The sequence below is a fragment of the Pseudomonas sp. MWU318 genome, from assembly GCF_016756945.1.
Classification (GTDB): domain Bacteria; phylum Pseudomonadota; class Gammaproteobacteria; order Pseudomonadales; family Pseudomonadaceae; genus Aquipseudomonas; species Aquipseudomonas putida_A.
In genome coordinates this window covers 38,228-55,899 of the sequence record NZ_JAESJL010000001.1, presented here as the reverse complement: position 1 = coordinate 55,899, position 17,672 = coordinate 38,228, and the positions used below count along the sequence as shown (strand labels likewise).

The following is a 17,672-nucleotide window of genomic DNA, read 5'->3' as shown; positions in this document are numbered from 1 at the left end:
TACACATCCAACCAGCACCAAGGCCCCCGATGAAACGCTACGAAAAATTCGCCGACGACATCGCTGAACTGATCCGCTCCGGCGTGCTCGGCCCCGGGCAACGGGTGCCGTCGGTGCGCTACGCCAGCCAGACCTACGGGGTCAGCCCGTCCACGGTGTTCCAGGCCTATTACCTGCTGGAACGTCGCGGTCTGATCCGCGCGCGACCGCGCTCCGGTTACTTCGTGAACACCCACGCACCGAGTCCTTTCTCGGAGCCGGTGATCAGCAGCCACGTCAACGACTCCACCGAAGTCGACGTCAGCGAACTGGTGTTCTCGGTGCTGGAATCGATCAAGGACCCGAGCACCGTGCCCTTCGGCTCGGCGTTCCCCAGCCCGACGCTGTTCCCTTTGCAGCGCCTGTCGCGCTCATTGGCCAGCGCCGCACGGGAAATGGACCCGCGCATGGTGGTCACCGACATGTCGCCGGGTAACCCGCAACTGCGCCGACAGATCGCCCTGCGCTACATGGTCGGCGGGTTGATGCTGCCGATGGAAGAACTGCTGATCACCAATGGCGCCCTCGAAGCGCTGAATCTGTGCCTGCAAGCGGTCACCGAACCGGGCGATCTGGTAGCCATCGAAGCTCCGGCGTTCTATGCCAGCCTGCAAGTGCTGGAGCGCTTGAAACTCAAAGCCGTGGAAATCCCCGTGCACCCGCGCGACGGTATCGACCTCGGCGTGCTCGCCCAGACCCTGGAGCGCCATCCGATCAAGGCCTGCTGGTGCATGACCAGTTTCCAGAACCCGATGGGCGCGACCATGCCCGAGGCTAAGAAACAGGAACTGGTGGACCTGCTGCGCCTGCATCAAGTGCCGCTGATCGAAGACGATGTCTACGCCGAGCTCTATTACGGCCAGCAAGCACCGAAACCGGCCAAAGCCTTCGACACCGAGGGACTGGTGATGCACTGCGGCTCGTTCGCCAAGAGCCTGGCCCCCGGCTACCGCATCGGCTGGGTCGCTGCCGGGCGCTACGCACAGAAAATCGAACGGCTGAAACTGATGACCTCGCTCTGTGCCTCGATGCCGGCGCAAGCGGCCATTGCCGACTACCTGCAACACGGCGGCTACGACCGCCACTTGCGCAAACTGCGCTATGCCCTGGAAGAACAGCAAAGCGCGATGCTCGCAGCGATCGCTCGTTATTTCCCGGCGCAGACACGCGTCAGCCAACCGGCTGGTGGCTACTTCCTGTGGCTGGAATTGCCGCCGCAGATGGATTCATTGAAATTGTTTCAGATGGCGTTGGCGCAAGGCATCAGCATCGCGCCGGGGCCGATCTTCTCGCCGACCCAGCGTTTCAGAAATTGTATCCGCTTGAATTACGGCAGCCCGTGGACCGAGGATTCGGAGAAGGCGATGGAGACGTTGGGGCGGATTGTGCGGTCGTTTTAGCTCAAAATCCGACCGACGGCAGGTAAAACAGGAGAAACCTAGTATTTCTGACAGTAGATCAAACGCTCAGGTCAAAATAGGCTGAAGATGAAGTTAAGTTGACTGCCGATTACCAACTTCACTTTCAGTAACCTTATCCAAAGCAATTTATGCCAAGGAGTTTGAAATGAGCGAAAAGCGCCATATTGACGACTACACGAATTTTCACTACAGATGGTCAAGTACGGCCGGCGAGAATGGTTACGTCATAGACGACAAAGCAGAGAGGGCCTTAGGGGTTAAGTTACGGCGATCAGCTGATGAACAATCCTCCCATCTCGATCTAAGGAAAAAGTTCCCTGACTTTTTCAAACAGGAAGACATAACGATCACATTCAGAATGTCCGTCCCACAAGGGGTCGAAATAAAGGAATTTACGTTCCGCGCCATTGGAGGTAACCAGAGAGTTAATATTCCCTTTCCTCCCTCGGATGGGAAATGGCATCAAATGGAGGCACGCTTGCCAATCAACGAGAGCGACCTGAAGGAACTTTGGATCCAGTTGCATACAGCACCTACTTTAACTGAGCAAGTAATTGTCGGATTTAATGACATCCATATAGTTCAGCATTAACAACTTCAAGTCAGAGTGAGCACGGAGCGAAGCTTTGATCTTCCGCGCCTCACTCCACCCGCCTGCATCTCGTTTTTACAGACTCTAATGCCCGCCCCCGATCAACAAACGCCCTCGTCGCATACGAAGTTTTATGCGACAACAACAGATAATCGCCTATACGAACTTGACTGACGCAAAAAAGTCCCGCCAGCGGCAACCGGCAGGACTGTTCAGATCAGTGACTTGCAAAAGTTACACTGCCCCAACACAGAGAAGACTCAACAGTGATTGCAATCTGCAACATCAGTTTTCTAACTGACCATCAAGAAAGGGTGCTGCTCAGCCAATATCACTCAGTTTAACGATACCTGTTCCTTTGACCACCCAGCCAATATGGACTCCATAAGGCGACCAAATCACGTTATTGGATCGCAGATTTGTCTCCGAGAAATATTGCTGCGGATCATTTTGACGGCGCCCCGCTTGCTGGTAGAGATAAGTGGGAACTCCGATCTGATCCTCGGCCGACTGAAGAAGCTGGAGTTCGGTGTTCGACAACAAGTCCGAGAACGCTTTCGACGTCTGCCTGGCTACATTCCTCAATCGAAATAGATCAGGGGCTACGGTCTCTAGAAAGAACCTTGTCGGTTGACCTTTTTCCAACACTTGCAGATTTTTAGTAGAGGTTTCTTCACCATTGGCATCCACGATACTTTCCATACTCAGAAAATAGCCGTAGAACTTTCCGGGTGTTGCGACGCGTAACGTATAACGATCGTTTTTTGAACGAAAATGGATCAGCAACGGCGTATCGCCTTCGTTATCAGCGACTGTCAGGAAACCGCCTTCACTCCCGAGCTGTCGATTATATTCCGCACGTTGTGCCGGTGTCAGGCGTGGTCGCGCCAGCCTGTTCTCCATCAGTTGATAGTTTAAAACCAGCGGCTTTCCCTCAACATACAGATGGGCGATGACCGACTTATTGGCTTCATCATTGATCGCCTTGTTCAATTCTTCATCATTAGTCGCTTTATTCAGCGCATCATTAAAACTCACTGGAAAATCCTTTTAATCTGGAAGATACCAAAATCCCACCCGCCAGAGAGCCAGACAATAAAATGACAACCTTAAGAAAATTCCGGAGTTACCGAAATAATTTCGCCACTCCAGAAAACACCACAAGGCAACATTGACGTCTCTCAGGCACGAGAAACATTACACTTTCACAACTTCCTTCACGACATTACGCTTACGTCGCTCTAGGATCAAATTGTCCGCAGCAATACACACAACTTCATATATATTACTTGGCGATACGGCAGAGTAATTTTTACCCATATAACCTGTTACAAACGCATCCCAAAATGCTACTTCATCAGGGTAAAGATCCACAGCAAACACTCCATCAGTTAGTTTTGATTCCCACTTTGTGCGGGACAACAACAAAGTAACCAAACCAATAGCCGAACACAATCCTCGCCCACCAAAAACACAATACAAACAATGTCGAAGACGGGCCGCCGAAAACATTCAATTAATAGCAGAATTTTATTTGACGGTACTACAACCGAGAGAGACAGGAGCTGAAACCAAACTCTCCAACAAGCAACTTATTAAAACCACTGAGCGCACCCATAAATACTTTGTTGCAGCTCAGTAAGTTTTAAATACAGGCATACAGCATTTTTGTTGTTAACGCCCACCGCCAAGATCAATAAACGTACCGGTCGCATACGAAGCCTTATCGGAAAGCAGCCAGACAATCGCCTCCGCCACCTCATCCGGACGGCCGCCCCGGGCCATCGGGATCGCCGATTCAAGCTTGCTGACCCGATCCGGATCGCCACTCAATGCATGGAAATCGGTATAGATATAGCCCGGACGCACCGCGTTGACCCGAATCCCTTCGCCCGCCACTTCCTTGGACAGACCGATGGTGAAGGTGTCGAGTGCGCCTTTGGACGCGGCGTAGTCGACGTACTCGTTGGGCGAACCCAGGCGCGCGGCGACCGAGGAGACGTTGACGATGCTGCCGCCCTGCCCGCCGTGTTTGGGCGACATGCGCAGGATCGCGTGCTTGGCGCAGAGGATCGGCGCCAGGACGTTGGTTTTCATGATTTTGAGAATGCGGAATTCGGACATTTCATCGACCCGCGACTTGTGCCCGACGGTGCCGGCGTTGTTCACCAGCGCGGTGACCCGCCCCAATTCGGTGTCGACCCGCTGAAACAGCGCGATCACTTCGTCTTCGATGCTGACATCGGCGCGTACCGCAATGGCTTGCGCCCCCAGCGCCCGCACTTGCTCCAGCACGCTTTGCGCGGCCTGTTCATCCGACTGATAGTTGATGCAGATCCGATAGCCCTGCCCGGCAGCCAACAACGCCGTAGCGGCGCCAATTCCGCGCCCGCCACCGGTGATTACCATGACTTTATCCATGCTGGCCCTTCCCCCCAATGCACACGTAACAGTCGGGTTGAAGAATAACCGCCATTGGGCGGTTTTGCATGGGCTCTGTCAAAGACAAAACCCTGCATGAGACTGAGATGTTTTTTGTGGCGAGGGAGCTTGCTTCCGCTCGGCTGCGAAGCAGACTTGAATCCGGCCGATACGGTACAACCGAGTAAAAACGGGGCCGCTTCGCGCGCCCCAGCGGGAGCAAGCTCCCTCGCCACAGAATGCAGTCAGACTGCCGTCAGAGCCTCTCCACGGGCAATATTCTGCATGAATGCGTCCGCCGGCATCGGATGCCCCAACAGATAGCCCTGCAGCGAATCACAGCCCAACTGCGTGAGGAAATCCTGCTGCACGCCGGTCTCCACGCCCTCGGCTACAATGCGCAAACCGAGTGCCTGGCCCAACGCCACAATCGCCGAGACGATGGCCGCGTCATCGCTGTCATGCTCCAGATCGCGGACAAAACCGCGGTCGATCTTCAGCTCGTTGGCCGGCAAGCGCTTGAGGTACATCAGGCTCGAATAACCGGTGCCGAAGTCGTCGATCGACAGGTCGACGCCCATGTCGGACAACTCCTGCAACACCTTCATGCTCGCATCCGCGTCGGTCATGGCCGTGGTTTCGGTGATTTCCAGGGTCAGGCTGTTGGCCGGCAGATGGTGGGTCGCCAGCGCCTTGGCCACGCTCTGCACCAGCCCCGCGTGACAGAACTGCAAGGCCGAGAGGTTCACCGCAATGCGCCAGTCGGTGTAACCGAGCACGTACCATTCGCGCATCTGCCGGCAAGCTTCGTTGAGCACCCATTCACCGATGGCGATGATCAGGCCGGTCTTCTCTGCCAGATCGATAAATTTGTCGGGCAGCAACATGCCCTGGGTCGGATGCTGCCAGCGCAGCAGCGCTTCGGCACCGACCGGACGACCACTGATGGCGTCGAATTTGGGCTGGAAATACAGGCTGAACTGACTGTGTTCCAGCGCGGCGCGCAGGTCCTGCAACAGCTGCAGTTGCTTGCGCGCGTTGCTGTTCATCGAAGCATCGAAGAAGCTGTAACCGTTTTTGCCGCTGCCCTTGGCGTGATACATCGCCGCGTCGGCATTCATCAGCAGTTCCTGGGCGCTCAGGCCGTTACCCGGGTACAGGGCGATGCCGACGCTGGCAGAAATCTGCAAGTCGTGCTCGGCCACGCGGAACGCCTGACCGAGCAACCCGACCTGACGCGCAGCCAGTCCCAGAGCATCGTCGGGTTCGCTCAGACGCACCAGCAGCACGAACTCGTCGCCGCCAATTCGCGCGAGCGTATCCTGACTGCGCAGATCTTCGCGCAGGCGCACCCCGACTTCACGCAGCAACTGGTCACCCATGTGGTGGCCAAAGGCATCGTTGACCGGTTTGAAACCGTCCAGATCGATAAACATCAACGCAAAACAACCGCCCTGCTCCTCGACCTTCTTCATCGCCTGATTGATCCGGTCGTCCAGCAGCATACGGTTCGGCAGACCGGTCAGGGTGTCGTGCAATGCCAGTTGCGTGAGTTCACGGTTGGCCAGGGTCAGCGAATGCGCCAGATCGGCGGTACGCGCTTCAAGGCGCGCATCGAGAATCGAAGTGAGCAAGGCGATCGACAGCACCGCCAGCGTGGTGATCAGCACCAGATTGTCGAGGCCGTTGCCCTTGAGGCCGTCGAGCGTTGCGCCGCAGAAACTGCCATCAGGAAACTGCGCGGCGGCCATGCCGGTGTAGTGCATGCCGACAATCGCGATGCCCATGATCACTGCCGCACCACCACGAATCAGACGCACATAAGGCGAGTGCTGGCGCAGGCGGAAGGCGATCCATAACGCCGCCGCCGAGGCCCCGACCGCGATCAGCAATGAGGCGCCGAACAGGGTCGGGTCGTAATCGATGCCAGGCGTCATGCGCAGCGCGGCCATGCCGGTGTAATGCATTGCACTGATGCCGGCGCCCATGACCAAAGCGCCAAAGGCCAATTGCCAAATCGGCAATTTCGGCTGGCTGACCAGCCACAGGGCAAACCCGCAGGACAGCACGGCAATCAGCAGCGACAGCGCGGTAATCGCAATGTCGTAGCCCAGGTCGATCGGCAGCTTGAAGGCCAACATGCCGATGAAGTGCATCGACCAGACGCCGACCCCCATCGCCAGTGCACCGCCGGCCGTCCAGAAATGCACTGCGCGCCCACGGGCGCTGGCGATGCGCCCGGTCAGATCGAGCGCGGTGTAGGACGCGAGGATCGCTACACACAAAGAAATGAAAACCAGGGTGAAGGAATAATTACCGATGAGCATGAAGATTCTCGCGACCACCCGCGCCGTACTGCGTCCATTCTCGGCCGGGCAAATGCGGCGATTGTACTGATTGCGCGGAAGAACGCACTGACAAAGTAATCATTTTGCCATCAACCCGATGAAACGCTTGTTTGATGGTTTTGCGAGGCTCTGGAACAACCATCACAACCTGTAGGAGCTGCGGCACGCTGCGATCTTTTGACCTTGTTTTTAAAGATCAAAAGATCGCAGCGTGCCGCAGCTCCTACACAGGCTATTCGGTGGCCAGTTGTCCGTCCCAGCCGCCACCCAGCGCCGCAATCAATTGCACGCTGGCAATCAGGCGACTCTGCAGGATATTCAACACAGTGCGCTCGTTGCTCAGCGCCGTGGCCTGCACCACGACCACATCGATGTAGGCAATCAAGCCGGCCTTGTACTGGTTCTGGGTCAGGCGCAGCGAGTCGCGCGCGGCATCCAGTGCTTCCTGACGCACGGCCGCCTCGTCCTCATACACCTTCAATTGCACCAGATAGTTTTCCACTTCACGGAAGCCGTCGAGCACGGTCTGGCGGTACTTGGCGACGGTCTGGTCATAGACCGCCTCGGTACGGTCAACCTCGGCCGAACGGATGCCACCATCGAAGATCGGCAGATCCAGCTTTGGCCCGACCGACCAGAAACGGTTCGGCAGCGTTAAAAGATTTTTCGAGGTACTGCTGCTGTAGCCGCCGCTCATGCTCAAGGTCAGATCCGGGTAGTACGCGGCTTTGGCCACGCCGATATTGGCGTTGGCGGCGATCACCGAGCGTTCCGCCGAGGCAATATCCGGGCGCCGTTCCAGCAACTGCGAAGGCAGGCTCAGGGGAATCTGCGGCAGGTTCGGAATGTTCTGCGTTTCAGCGATGCTGAATTCGGCCGGCGCCTGCCCGGTGAGCACGGCGATGGCATTCTCAAACTGCGCGCGTTGCCAGATCAGGTCGACCAGATCGGCCTGGGTGGTTTTCAACTGGGTCTGCGCCTGCGCCACCGCATCGCGCCCGGATATCCCCGCGCGGTACTGGTTCTGGGTCATTTGCAGGGATTTTTCGTAGGCCGCGACGGTGGCTTCGAGCAGACGCTTCTGCTGATCGATAACCCGCAATTGCAGGTAGTTCTGCACCAGTTCCGACTGCTGACTCAGGCGCATCGCGGCCAGATCGGCAAAACTCGCCTGGGCGCTGGCCTGGTCGGCTTCCAGGCCTCGGCGCAATTTGCCCCAGATATCCGCTTCCCAACTCACGCCCAACTGCGCGTTGTAGGTGTCGCGAATGCCACTGGCGGAACTGCTCAGGCTCGAACTGCTGCTGCCGGTGCCCTGGCTGGAGCGGGTCTTGCCCACGCTCAGGTCGACGTTCGGGTAAAACGCCCCCCGGGCACTGCGCACCAAAGCCTGGGCCTGACGGTACTGGGCTTCGGATTGCGCCACGGTCTGGTTGGAGCTGTTGAGTTTCTCGATCAGGCCATTGAGCTGCTGATCACCATACAACTCCCACCAGGCGCCACGGGCCAGCGAGTCGCTCGGATTGGCCTGACGCCAGCCTTTGGCCTCTTTGTATTGCGCGACCTCGGCGGTCTGCGGACGCTGATAGTCCGGGCCCACAGCGCAGGCACTGAGCATCGCCACGCACAGCGACAGACTCAACAGGCGCGAGCCGCGCGCAGTGGCCAGATTGAGAAGCGAACGGTCAGTCATAGCGGAGTTTCCAGAGCGGCGTCAGTACGCACGCCACGCCACTTGTTGAAGCGGTGGCGCAGCTTGTCGAGATAGAGGTAAACCACAGGCGTGGTGTAAAGGGTCAGCACCTGGCTGAAGATCAGGCCGCCGATAATGGTCAGGCCCAACGGCTGGCGCATTTCTGCGCCTTCCGCGCGGCCGAGCAGCAACGGCAAGGCGCCGAGGATCGCCGCCAGGGTGGTCATCAGAATCGGCCGCAGCCGTTGCAGGCAGGCGCTGCGGATCGACTCCAGCGGCGACAGGCCCTGATGGCGTTCCAGTTGCAGCGCAAGGTCGATCATCAGGATCGCGTTTTTCTTCACCACCCCGATCAGCAGGAACAATCCGAGCAGGGAGATCAGGCTGAACTCGCCGCCCAGCGCATAGATCGACAGCAATGCACCGACCCCGGCCGACGGCAAGGTCGAGAGAATCGTCAACGGGTGAATGTAGCTTTCATACAGCACACCGAGCACCAGATACACCGCCAGCAGCGCACCGAGGATCATGAATGGCTGACTCTTCTGCGTGGCGGCAAAGGCATCGGCGGTGCCGGCCATTTTCGCGATCACGTCTTCCGGCAGACCGACCTTGGCAATCGCCCGCTCGATCGCAGCACTGCCCTGCTCCACGGTCACGCCTTCAGCCATGTCGAACGCGATGCTTTCCGAGGCGAACTGGCCTTCGTGGCTGACGCGGTCGTCTTCCAGGCTGTTTTCGTAATGGGCGATGGTCGACAACGGAATCCGCGCACCGTCAGCGGTAATCACCTGCACCTGATTGAGCGTCACCGGATCCTGCGCGTATTTCGGATTGACCTCCATCACCACCTGATACTGGTTGAGGCTGTCGTAGATAGTCGAAATCTGCCGCTGGCTGTAGGCATTGTTCAACACCGCCGTGACCATGTTCATGTCGACCCCGAGGCGTTTGGCCTGATCGCGGTCGACAATCAACGTCACCTGCTGCGCGCCGCGCCCCTCGCGGGCATCAATGGCGGTCAGCTCGGGCAGTGCGCGCAGCGCGGTCACCACTTTCGGGTACCACTCGCGCAACGCCCCCAGATCCCCGCTTTGCAGGATGTAGCTGTATTGCGAGGTGGTCTGCTCGCGGCCACCGCCGAATTGCAGATCCTGATCGGCCATCAGCATCAACTGGGCGCCGGGCACCTTGGGCATTTCCTTGCGCAGGCGCTCGATGACTTTCTGCGCCGACAGGTTGCGCTCCTTGATCGGCTTCAGGCGTACCAGCATGAACGCGTTATTGGTGCCGTTGGTGCCGCCGATGAACCCGGCGACGCTTTCCACTGCTTCGTCCTTGAGCACGGCACGGCGGAAGGTTTCCATTTTCGGCTGCATCACGCTGAACGACAGACCATCGTCACCCCGGACGAAACCGATCAACTGGCCGGTGTCCTGCTGCGGCATGAAGGTCTTCGGTACCACCACGTACAGCGCGACGTTGACCCCGACCGTGATGATCAGGCTGAGCAAGGTCAGGCGGCGGTGGCGCAACACCCAGTCGAGGCTGGTCGCATATTTGCCGACCATCCAGTCGTTGGCGCGGCGGCTCCAGCGCTGCAGGCGGTTTTCCTGGCCCGGCGTGTGCGGCTTGAGCCAGCGCGCGCAGAGCATCGGGGTCAGCGTCAGCGAGACCACCAGCGAGACCACGATGGCTGCTGCCAGGGTGATGGAAAACTCGCGGAACAGGCTCTCGACAATCCCGCCCATGAACAGGATCGACAGGAACACCGCCACCAGCGACACGTTCATCGACAGCAGGGTGAAACCGACTTCCTTGGCCCCGAGATATGCGGCCTGCATCGGTTTCACGCCTTCGTCGATGTGCCGGGAAATGTTCTCCAGCACCACGATGGCATCGTCCACCACCAGTCCGGTGGCCAGAATCAGTGCCATCAGCGACAGGTTGTTCAATGAGAAGCCATAGAGGTACATCACCGCGAAGGTGCCGACCAGCGACACCGGCACCGCCAGCGTCGGAATCAGCGAGGCGCGGAAATTCCCGAGAAACAGGAACACCACCAGAATCACCAGCGCCACGGCGATCAGCAGGGTCATTTCCGCTTCGTGCAGCGTGGCCTTGATCACCGGCGAGCGATCCATCGCCAGGTTCAGCTTGACGCTGGCCGGCAGTACCGCTTGCAACGCCGGCAACTGCGCCTTGATCTCGTTGACCGTCTCGATGATGTTGGCGCCGGCCTGGCGGTTGATCACCAACAGCACCGCCGCGTCATCGTTGAAGAAACCGCTGTTGTAACGGTCTTCGACGCCGTCGCTGACCTTGGCCACATCCTTCAGACGCAGGGCCGCACCGTCCTTGTAATGGATGATCAGTGATTCGTAATCCTTGGCCTTCTCCAACTGGTCGTTGGCCTGGATCTGCCACAGGCGTTCGCCGTCTTCGACCGAACCCTTGGGCCGGCGCACATTGGCCCCGGCAATGGTCTTGCGCACGTCATCGAGCGCCACGCCGTACTGGTTCAGCGCCTGCGGCTCGAGTTCGATGCGCACCGCCGGCAGCGAACTGCCGCCGATCTGCACTTCACCCACACCCTGCACCTGGGACAGGCTCTGCGAAAGGATGGTCGAGGCCAGGTCATAGAGCTGGCCTTTTTCCAGCACATCGGAAGTCAGCGACAGCACCATGATCGGCGCTTGCGACGGGTTGACCTTTTTGTAGGTCGGCATGCTGCGCATCCCGCTCGGCAACAGGTTGCGTGAAGCGTTGATCGCCGCCTGCACTTCCCGCGCCGCGCCGTTGATATCACGGTCGAGGTCAAATTGCAGAATGACCCGGGTCGAACCCTGGCTGGAACGGCTGCTCATGGTGTTGACGCCGGCAATCGCGCCGAACGAGCGCTCCAGCGGCGTCGCCACCGTGGACGCCATCACCTCGGGACTGGCGCCGGGCAGACTGGCCTGAACCACGATCACCGGGAAGTCCATTTGCGGCAGCGGCGACACCGGCAACAGACCGAAACTGACACCGCCCAGCAGCATGATCGCCAGACTCAGGAGCATGGTCGCGACCGGGCGCTTGATGAAAGGACCGGAGAGGTTCATTGACCAAGATCCTTAATTTCACCGCACTCCCCTGTAGGAGTGAGCCTGCTCGCGATGAGGTCGGCACATTCAATATCGGTAGAGGCAGGCATACCGCCATCGCGAGCAGGCTCACTCCTACAAGGGATATGTGTACGGACAGTCATACCGAAACCTCTTCGCGGTCAGCATTGGTCTTGCCAAAGCGCCGACCGAGGCGGTCGAAATACAGGTAGATCACCGGTGTGGTGAACAAGGTCAGCACCTGGCTCACCAACAAGCCGCCGACCATCACCAGACCCAGTGGCTGACGCAACTCAGCCCCGGAACCGGTGGCGAGCATCAACGGCACGGCGCCGAACAGCGCGGCCAGGGTGGTCATCAGAATCGGCCGGAAGCGCAGCAGCGCCGCCTGATAGATCGCCTGCTCCGGCGCCATGCCCTGGGTGCGCTCGGCGTCGAGGGCGAAGTCGATCATCATAATCGCGTTTTTCTTGACGATACCGATCAACAGGATGATGCCGATGATCGCGATCATCCCCAGATCATTGCCGCTGAGCAGCAACGCGAGCAAGGCCCCCACCGCCGCCGACGGCAGGGTCGACAGGATGGTGATCGGGTGGATGTAACTTTCGTAAAGCACGCCGAGCACGATGTACATGGTCACCACCGCCGCCAGAATCAGCAGCAAGGTGCTCGAAAGCGACGCCTGGAACGCTTCGGCCGCGCCCTGGAACTGGGTCTGCACACCAATCGGCATGCCGATGTCCTTCTGCACCTGATCGATGATGTCCACCGCATGCCCCAGCGCCACGCCGGGTGCGAGGTTGAACGACATCATCACGGCCGGGAACTGGCCGATGTGGGTGATTGCCAGTTGCGCCTGACGTTCCTCGACATGGGCCAGGCTCGACAGACGCACTTGCGCACCGTCAGTGGTCTTGACGTGAATCTGGTCCAGCGCCGCCGGCCCGATCTTCTCCCCGGCCTGCGCCTGCAGCACCACGCGGTACTGGCTGGCCTGGGTATAAATGGTCGAGATCTGCCGCTGACCGAAGGCGTCATACAGCGCATCGGTGATGTTCTGCACCGACACACCGAGGCGTGAAGCCGCATCGCGGTCGATCACCAGATAGACCTGCAGACCCTTGTCCTGCAAGTCGCTGGCAACGTCGGTCAGTTCCGGGCGCTGGGCCAGCGCCTCGACCAGACGCCCGCTCCACTGGCTGAGCAGTTCGGCATCCGGCGAGGACATGCTGAATTGATACTGGGTGCGGCTGACCCGATCCTCGATGGTCAGATCCTGCACCGGCTGCATGAACAGACGGATGCCGACCAGTTTGTCCAGTTGCGGTTGCAGGCGCGCGATCACTTCGGTGGCGCTCAGGTCACGCTGGCCGTGGGGTTTGAGGTTGATCAGCAGACGACCGCTGTTGAGCGTGGCGTTGTCGCCGTCGACACCGATGTAGGACGACAGGCTTTCAACCGCCGGATCTTCAAGGATTACCTTGGCCAGCGCCTGCTGACGCTCACCCATGGCGGCGAAGGAAATCGACTGCGGCGCCTCGGAAATGCCCTGGATCACCCCGGTGTCCTGCACCGGGAAGAAGCCCTTGGGCACCACCATATAAAGGAACACGGTCAGCGCCAGCGTACCGATGGCCACCAACAGGGTCAGCGGCTGGTGTTTGAGCACCCACTGCAACTTGCGCCCGTAAGCGGCGATCATCCAGTCGATGACCGCGCCGCTGGCCCGGTAGAAGCGGCCCTGCTCGTGGGCTTCTGGCTCACGCTTGAGCAGGCGTGCGCACATCATCGGCGTCAGGGTCAGCGAGACCACCAGCGAAATCAGGATCGCCACCGCCAGGGTGATGGCGAACTCGCGGAAAAGCCGCCCGACCACATCGGCCATGAACAGCAGCGGAATCAGTACCGCGATCAGCGACAGGGTCAGGGAAATCAGGGTGAAGCCGATCTGCTTGGCGCCTTTCAGCGCCGCCTGCATCGGGCTGTCACCCTCCTCGATGAAGCGCGCGATGTTTTCCAGCATCACGATCGCATCGTCGACCACAAAACCGGTGGCGATGGTCAGGGCCATCAAGGTCAGGTTGTTGACCGAGAAGCCGGCCAGGTACATCACGCCAAACGTACCGATCAGCGACAGCGGCACCGCCACCGACGGGATGATCGTCGCGCTGGCACGCCGCAGAAACAGGAACGTCACCATCACCACCAACGCAATGGCGATCAGCAGTTCGTGTTGTACGTCGGTGACCGAGGCGCGGATGGTCTGGGTGCGGTCGGTGAGCACGGTAACGTCGAGGCCGGCCGGCAGGTTGTCGGTGATGCTCGGCAGCAACGCCTTGATCCGGTCGACCACCTCGATCACGTTGGCGCCCGGCTGACGCTGAATGTTCAGCAGCACTGCCTGATTCTGGTTGGCCCACGCGGCAAGACGCTCGTTCTCCGCGCCGTCGACGATTTCCGCCACATCCTTCAGACGCAGCGGCGCGCCGTTCTTGTAGGCGAGGATCAGGTTGGCGTAGTCCTTGGGCGACGTCAGTTGGTCGTTGGCATCGAGCATCGAGACCCGGGTCGGGCCGTCGAAGTTACCTTTCGGTTGGTTGACGTTGGACGCGCCGATCAGCGTGCGCACGTCTTCAAGGTTCAGGCTGTTCGCCGCGAGGGCTTCCGGGTTGACCTTGATCCGCACCGCCTGCCGCTGGCCGCCGGCAATGCTGACCATGCCGACGCCGCTGATCTGGGCGATCTTCTGCGCCATGCGCGTATCGACCAGATCGTTGAGCTTGGGCAGGAGCATGGTTTTCGAGGTGATCGCCAGGGTCAGCACCGGGGTATCCGCCGGGTTGACCTTGTTGTACACCGGCGGCGCCGGCAAGTCGGTCGGCAGCAGGTTGGTCGCGGCGTTGATCGCGGCCTGCACCTGCTGTTCGGCGACGTCCATGTTGATGTCGAGGCTGAAGCGCAGGGTCAGCACCGAAGCGCCGCCGGAACTGGTCGAGGCCATTTGCGTCAGGCCCGGCATCTGCCCGAACTGGCGTTCGAGCGGCGCGGTGACGGCACTGGTCATCACGTCCGGACTGGCGCCGGGGTACAGGGTCATGACGCGAATGGTCGGATAATCGACCTGCGGCAAGGCCGAGACCGGCAGCAGGCGATAAGCAATCAGGCCGGCCAGAACAATGGCCAGCATGCTCAGGGTGGTGGCTACCGGACGGAGGATGAACAGCCGCGAAATGTTCATGCGCCCTTCTTGGCCTTGTCAGCCGCGGCAGCGTCCGGCGCACTGGCGGCTGGTTTGCCCTGCAGGTGCCCGGTCGGGGTGGTCGGCACGTCATTGCTGTCGTTGACCACTTCCACTTCGCTGCCTTCCTTCAGGCGGTCGGTGCCTTCCAGCACCACGCGATCACCCGCGGCGAGGCCTTCGGTGACCACGGTGTTGGTGCCGTCACTGGCGCCGATCTTCAGTTGGCGGATGGTGACTTTCTTGTCGCCGTCCAATGCGTAAACGAACGTGCCGTTGGTGCCGAACTGAATCGCCGCCGACGGTGCCAGCACCACGCCTTTCAGGGTGTCGGCCAGCAGATGGACGTTGACGAACTGATTGGGGAACAGCGACTGGTCACGGTTATCGTAACGAGCCTTGAATTTCAGGGTGCCGGTGGCGACGTCGATCTGGTTGTCGAGGCTTTGCAGCACGCCGCTGGCCTGGATCTTGGTATCGCCGCGATCCCATGCCTCGGCCGGCAGTCTGGCGCCGCTGTGGTAGCGCGCCAATACGGTTTCGAGACTGTTTTCCGGCAGGGTGAAGACCACGCTGATCGGTTGGGTCTGAGTGATGACCGCAAGAAACGTGGTGTCGTTGGCGGCGACGAGGTTGCCGACGTCGACCTGACGCAGACCGACGCGACCGGCAATCGGTGCGCGGATCTTGGTGAATTCGAGATTGAGCTTGGCGTCGTTGACCGCCGCCTGATTGGTCTTGACCGTGCCCAGGTACTGGCCGACCAGCGCTTCGGCGGTGTCCAGGGTCTGCTTGGCGATGCTGTCTTCCTTGTACAGGCCGCGATAACGCTCGACGTCGACCTGTGCGTTTTTCAACTGCGCCTGATTCTGCAGCAAGGTGCCTTCAGCCTGGAGCAAGGCGTTCTGGTACGGACGCGGATCGATCTCTGCCAGCAGGTCGCCGGCCTTGACCATCTGCCCTTCCTCGAAATTGATCTTCACCAGTTCACCGCCGACCCGGCTGCGCACGTTGATGGTGTTGAGCGCAGTCACCGTGCCCAGTGCCTTGTAATACAGCGGGAAGTCGCCCGTGACCGCCGGCGCCACACGCACCGGAATCGGCCCGGCCGCGCCGCCGAAGCCCGGCCGCATCATCCCCGAACGTCCGGCATGGCCGCTCGCCGCCTTGTCGGCGCCCTCCTTGTGGGCCGAACCGGCGGGCCAGAATTTCCAGCACAGGACGGCGATGACCAACAGGACGAGCAGGCTGATCAGCCAGCGACGGGAGTTGCGAGGGGACGATTGCATGGATTGATTAACCATTGGGCGCGTGGGCTTCTTTTACGGGAGGCTGAACGATAAGCACTGATCGGATTTAAGCAAAGCAGCTTTACCGGCAATTTACCTTCAACTTACGTTTCAAGGTGTGAGGCAAAACACTGATACACAAATGAAAACGGCCTGGACAGGGCCAGGCCGTTAACAATTGTAAAAGCGCTTATTTCAGAACGGCGAGTGCTGCGTCGTAGTTCGGCTCTTCAGCGATTTCCTTGACCAGTTCGCTGTGCAGGACGTTGTCGTTCTCGTCCAGCACTACCACGGCACGGGCGGTCAGGCCTTTGAGCGGGCCGTCAGCGATGGCTACGCCGTAGTTTTCGATGAATTCGGCACCGCGCAGGGTCGACAGGTTCTGCACGTTTTCCAGACCTTCTGCGCCGCAGAAGCGGGCCTGGGCGAATGGCAGGTCAGCCGAGATGCACAGCACCACGGTGTTGGCCAGTTCGTTGGCCTGAGCGTTGAACTTGCGTACCGAAGTGGCGCAGGTCGGAGTGTCGACGCTTGGGAAGATGTTCAGCACTTTGCGCTTGCCGGCAAAGTCTTTCAGGGTGACGTCGGACAGATTGCCGGCAACCAGGGAAAAGGCTGGCGCCTTGGAACCGGCTTGTGGCAACTGGCCGTTGACTTGAACCGGATTGCCTTTGAGGGTGACTTGAGCCATGACTTTAGTCCTTCTTAACGTGGTTATTGAGCATGCAAGAGGCCGAAGTTAACCACGAAATTGTCCGACGACCTATGCCCTGCATGAAAATTGTCAGGGGCCTGCGCAAAAAATTGTATACAACCCCGACGCACCCTGTAGGAGCTGCCGCAGGCTGCGATCTTTTGATGTTGGTTTTTAACGACAGGAGCAAAAGATCGCAGCCTGCGGCAGCTCCTACCTTGGCAGTGCAGTGTGTCGGATTGCGTTTGTTAAAACGCCGGACTGCATCTTTTATTCAGAGACCTGTCGATTCACGCCCTGCCCGCTCGACTATGCAGTGAATCCCCCCATTCCCTGGAGACATCACCATGCGATTCATGATCCTTGTCAAAGCCAGCGCCGATTCCGAAGCCGGCATCATGCCCAGTGAAGAGCTGATCACCGCCATGGGCAACTTCAACGAAGAACTGGTCAAGGCCGGCATCCTCATCGACGGCAATGGCCTGCACCCGAGCAGCAAAGGCGTCCGCGTGCATTTCTCCGGTGACAAGCGCACCGTCATCGACGGCCCTTTCATCGAAACCAAGGAGCTGGTGGCCGGTTACTGGATCTGGGAAGTGAAATCGAAGGAAGAAGCCATCGAATGGGTCAAGCGCTGCCCGAACCCGATGCCGGGCGACTCTGATATCGAGATACGGCAGATATTCTCCGCCGAGGATTTCGGTGCCGAATTCACGCCTGAGGCGCGGGCGCAGGAAGAACGTGTTCGCGAGCAAGCGAAGAAAAACCTGTAATCCCTGCCCCCTGTAGGAGCTGCCAAAGGCTGCGATCTTTTGATCTGGCTTTTA

At 59.4% G+C, this 17,672-nt stretch carries 11 protein-coding genes; 3 read left to right on the top strand and 8 right to left on the bottom strand.

Annotation, left to right across the window (positions count from 1 at the left end; translation table 11 throughout):
• Positions 1–29 precede the first annotated feature (29 nt).
• Both mapR and JN524_RS00245 read left to right on the top strand, forming a co-directional pair.
• Entirely contained in the window at positions 30–1,439 is a 1,410-nt protein-coding gene (gene mapR / locus JN524_RS00250; protein ID WP_202368039.1) for a GntR family transcriptional regulator MpaR, read from the top strand.
• 166 nt (positions 1,440–1,605) lie between these two features.
• Positions 1,606–2,052 carry a hypothetical protein gene (locus tag JN524_RS00245; RefSeq protein WP_202368038.1) on the top strand — a complete coding sequence of 149 codons (447 nt, stop codon included), beginning with the start codon at positions 1,606–1,608 and terminating at the stop codon, positions 2,050–2,052.
• Between the two features lie 321 nt (positions 2,053–2,373).
• On the opposite strand, the gene JN524_RS00240 is transcribed toward JN524_RS00245, so the two are convergent.
• The 8 genes from JN524_RS00240 to tpx form a co-directional block, all read right to left on the bottom strand.
• The gene (locus tag JN524_RS00240; protein ID WP_202368037.1) at positions 2,374–3,090 is read right to left on the bottom strand and encodes a hypothetical protein; all 717 of its coding nucleotides are present in this window, start codon (positions 3,088–3,090) and stop codon (positions 2,374–2,376) included.
• A 636-nt stretch (positions 3,091–3,726) separates the two neighbouring features.
• Positions 3,727–4,473 (bottom strand): SDR family oxidoreductase, encoded by a 747-nt coding sequence (locus tag JN524_RS00230; protein WP_202368035.1) that lies wholly within the window; start codon positions 4,471–4,473, stop codon positions 3,727–3,729.
• Between the two features lie 245 nt (positions 4,474–4,718).
• Complete coding sequence (locus tag JN524_RS00225; RefSeq protein WP_202368034.1) at positions 4,719–6,800, bottom strand: putative bifunctional diguanylate cyclase/phosphodiesterase; 2,082 nt, start codon at positions 6,798–6,800, stop codon at positions 4,719–4,721.
• 253 nt (positions 6,801–7,053) lie between these two features.
• On the bottom strand, positions 7,054–8,514 hold the full coding sequence (locus tag JN524_RS00220) for an efflux transporter outer membrane subunit (RefSeq protein WP_202368033.1): 1,461 nt from the start codon (positions 8,512–8,514) through the stop codon (positions 7,054–7,056).
• On the bottom strand, positions 8,511–11,618 hold the full coding sequence (locus JN524_RS00215) for an efflux RND transporter permease subunit (RefSeq protein ID WP_027613729.1): 3,108 nt from the start codon (positions 11,616–11,618) through the stop codon (positions 8,511–8,513). Before JN524_RS00215 ends, JN524_RS00220 begins: the two co-directional genes overlap by 4 nt.
• Positions 11,619–11,760: 142 nt before the next feature.
• Positions 11,761–14,862 (bottom strand): MdtB/MuxB family multidrug efflux RND transporter permease subunit, encoded by a 3,102-nt coding sequence (locus JN524_RS00210; protein WP_202368032.1) that lies wholly within the window; start codon positions 14,860–14,862, stop codon positions 11,761–11,763.
• Positions 14,859–16,166 carry an MdtA/MuxA family multidrug efflux RND transporter periplasmic adaptor subunit gene (locus JN524_RS00205; protein ID WP_135295701.1) on the bottom strand — a complete coding sequence of 436 codons (1,308 nt, stop codon included), beginning with the start codon at positions 16,164–16,166 and terminating at the stop codon, positions 14,859–14,861. Before JN524_RS00205 ends, JN524_RS00210 begins: the two co-directional genes overlap by 4 nt.
• A 175-nt stretch (positions 16,167–16,341) precedes the next feature.
• On the bottom strand, positions 16,342–16,842 hold the full coding sequence (gene tpx / locus JN524_RS00200) for a thiol peroxidase (protein WP_007968505.1): 501 nt from the start codon (positions 16,840–16,842) through the stop codon (positions 16,342–16,344).
• A 350-nt stretch (positions 16,843–17,192) separates the two neighbouring features.
• Here tpx and JN524_RS00195 point away from each other — a divergent pair, with 350 nt between their 5' ends.
• Complete coding sequence (locus JN524_RS00195) at positions 17,193–17,618, top strand: YciI family protein (RefSeq protein ID WP_095135552.1); 426 nt, start codon at positions 17,193–17,195, stop codon at positions 17,616–17,618.
• Positions 17,619–17,672: the final 54 nt, after the last annotated feature.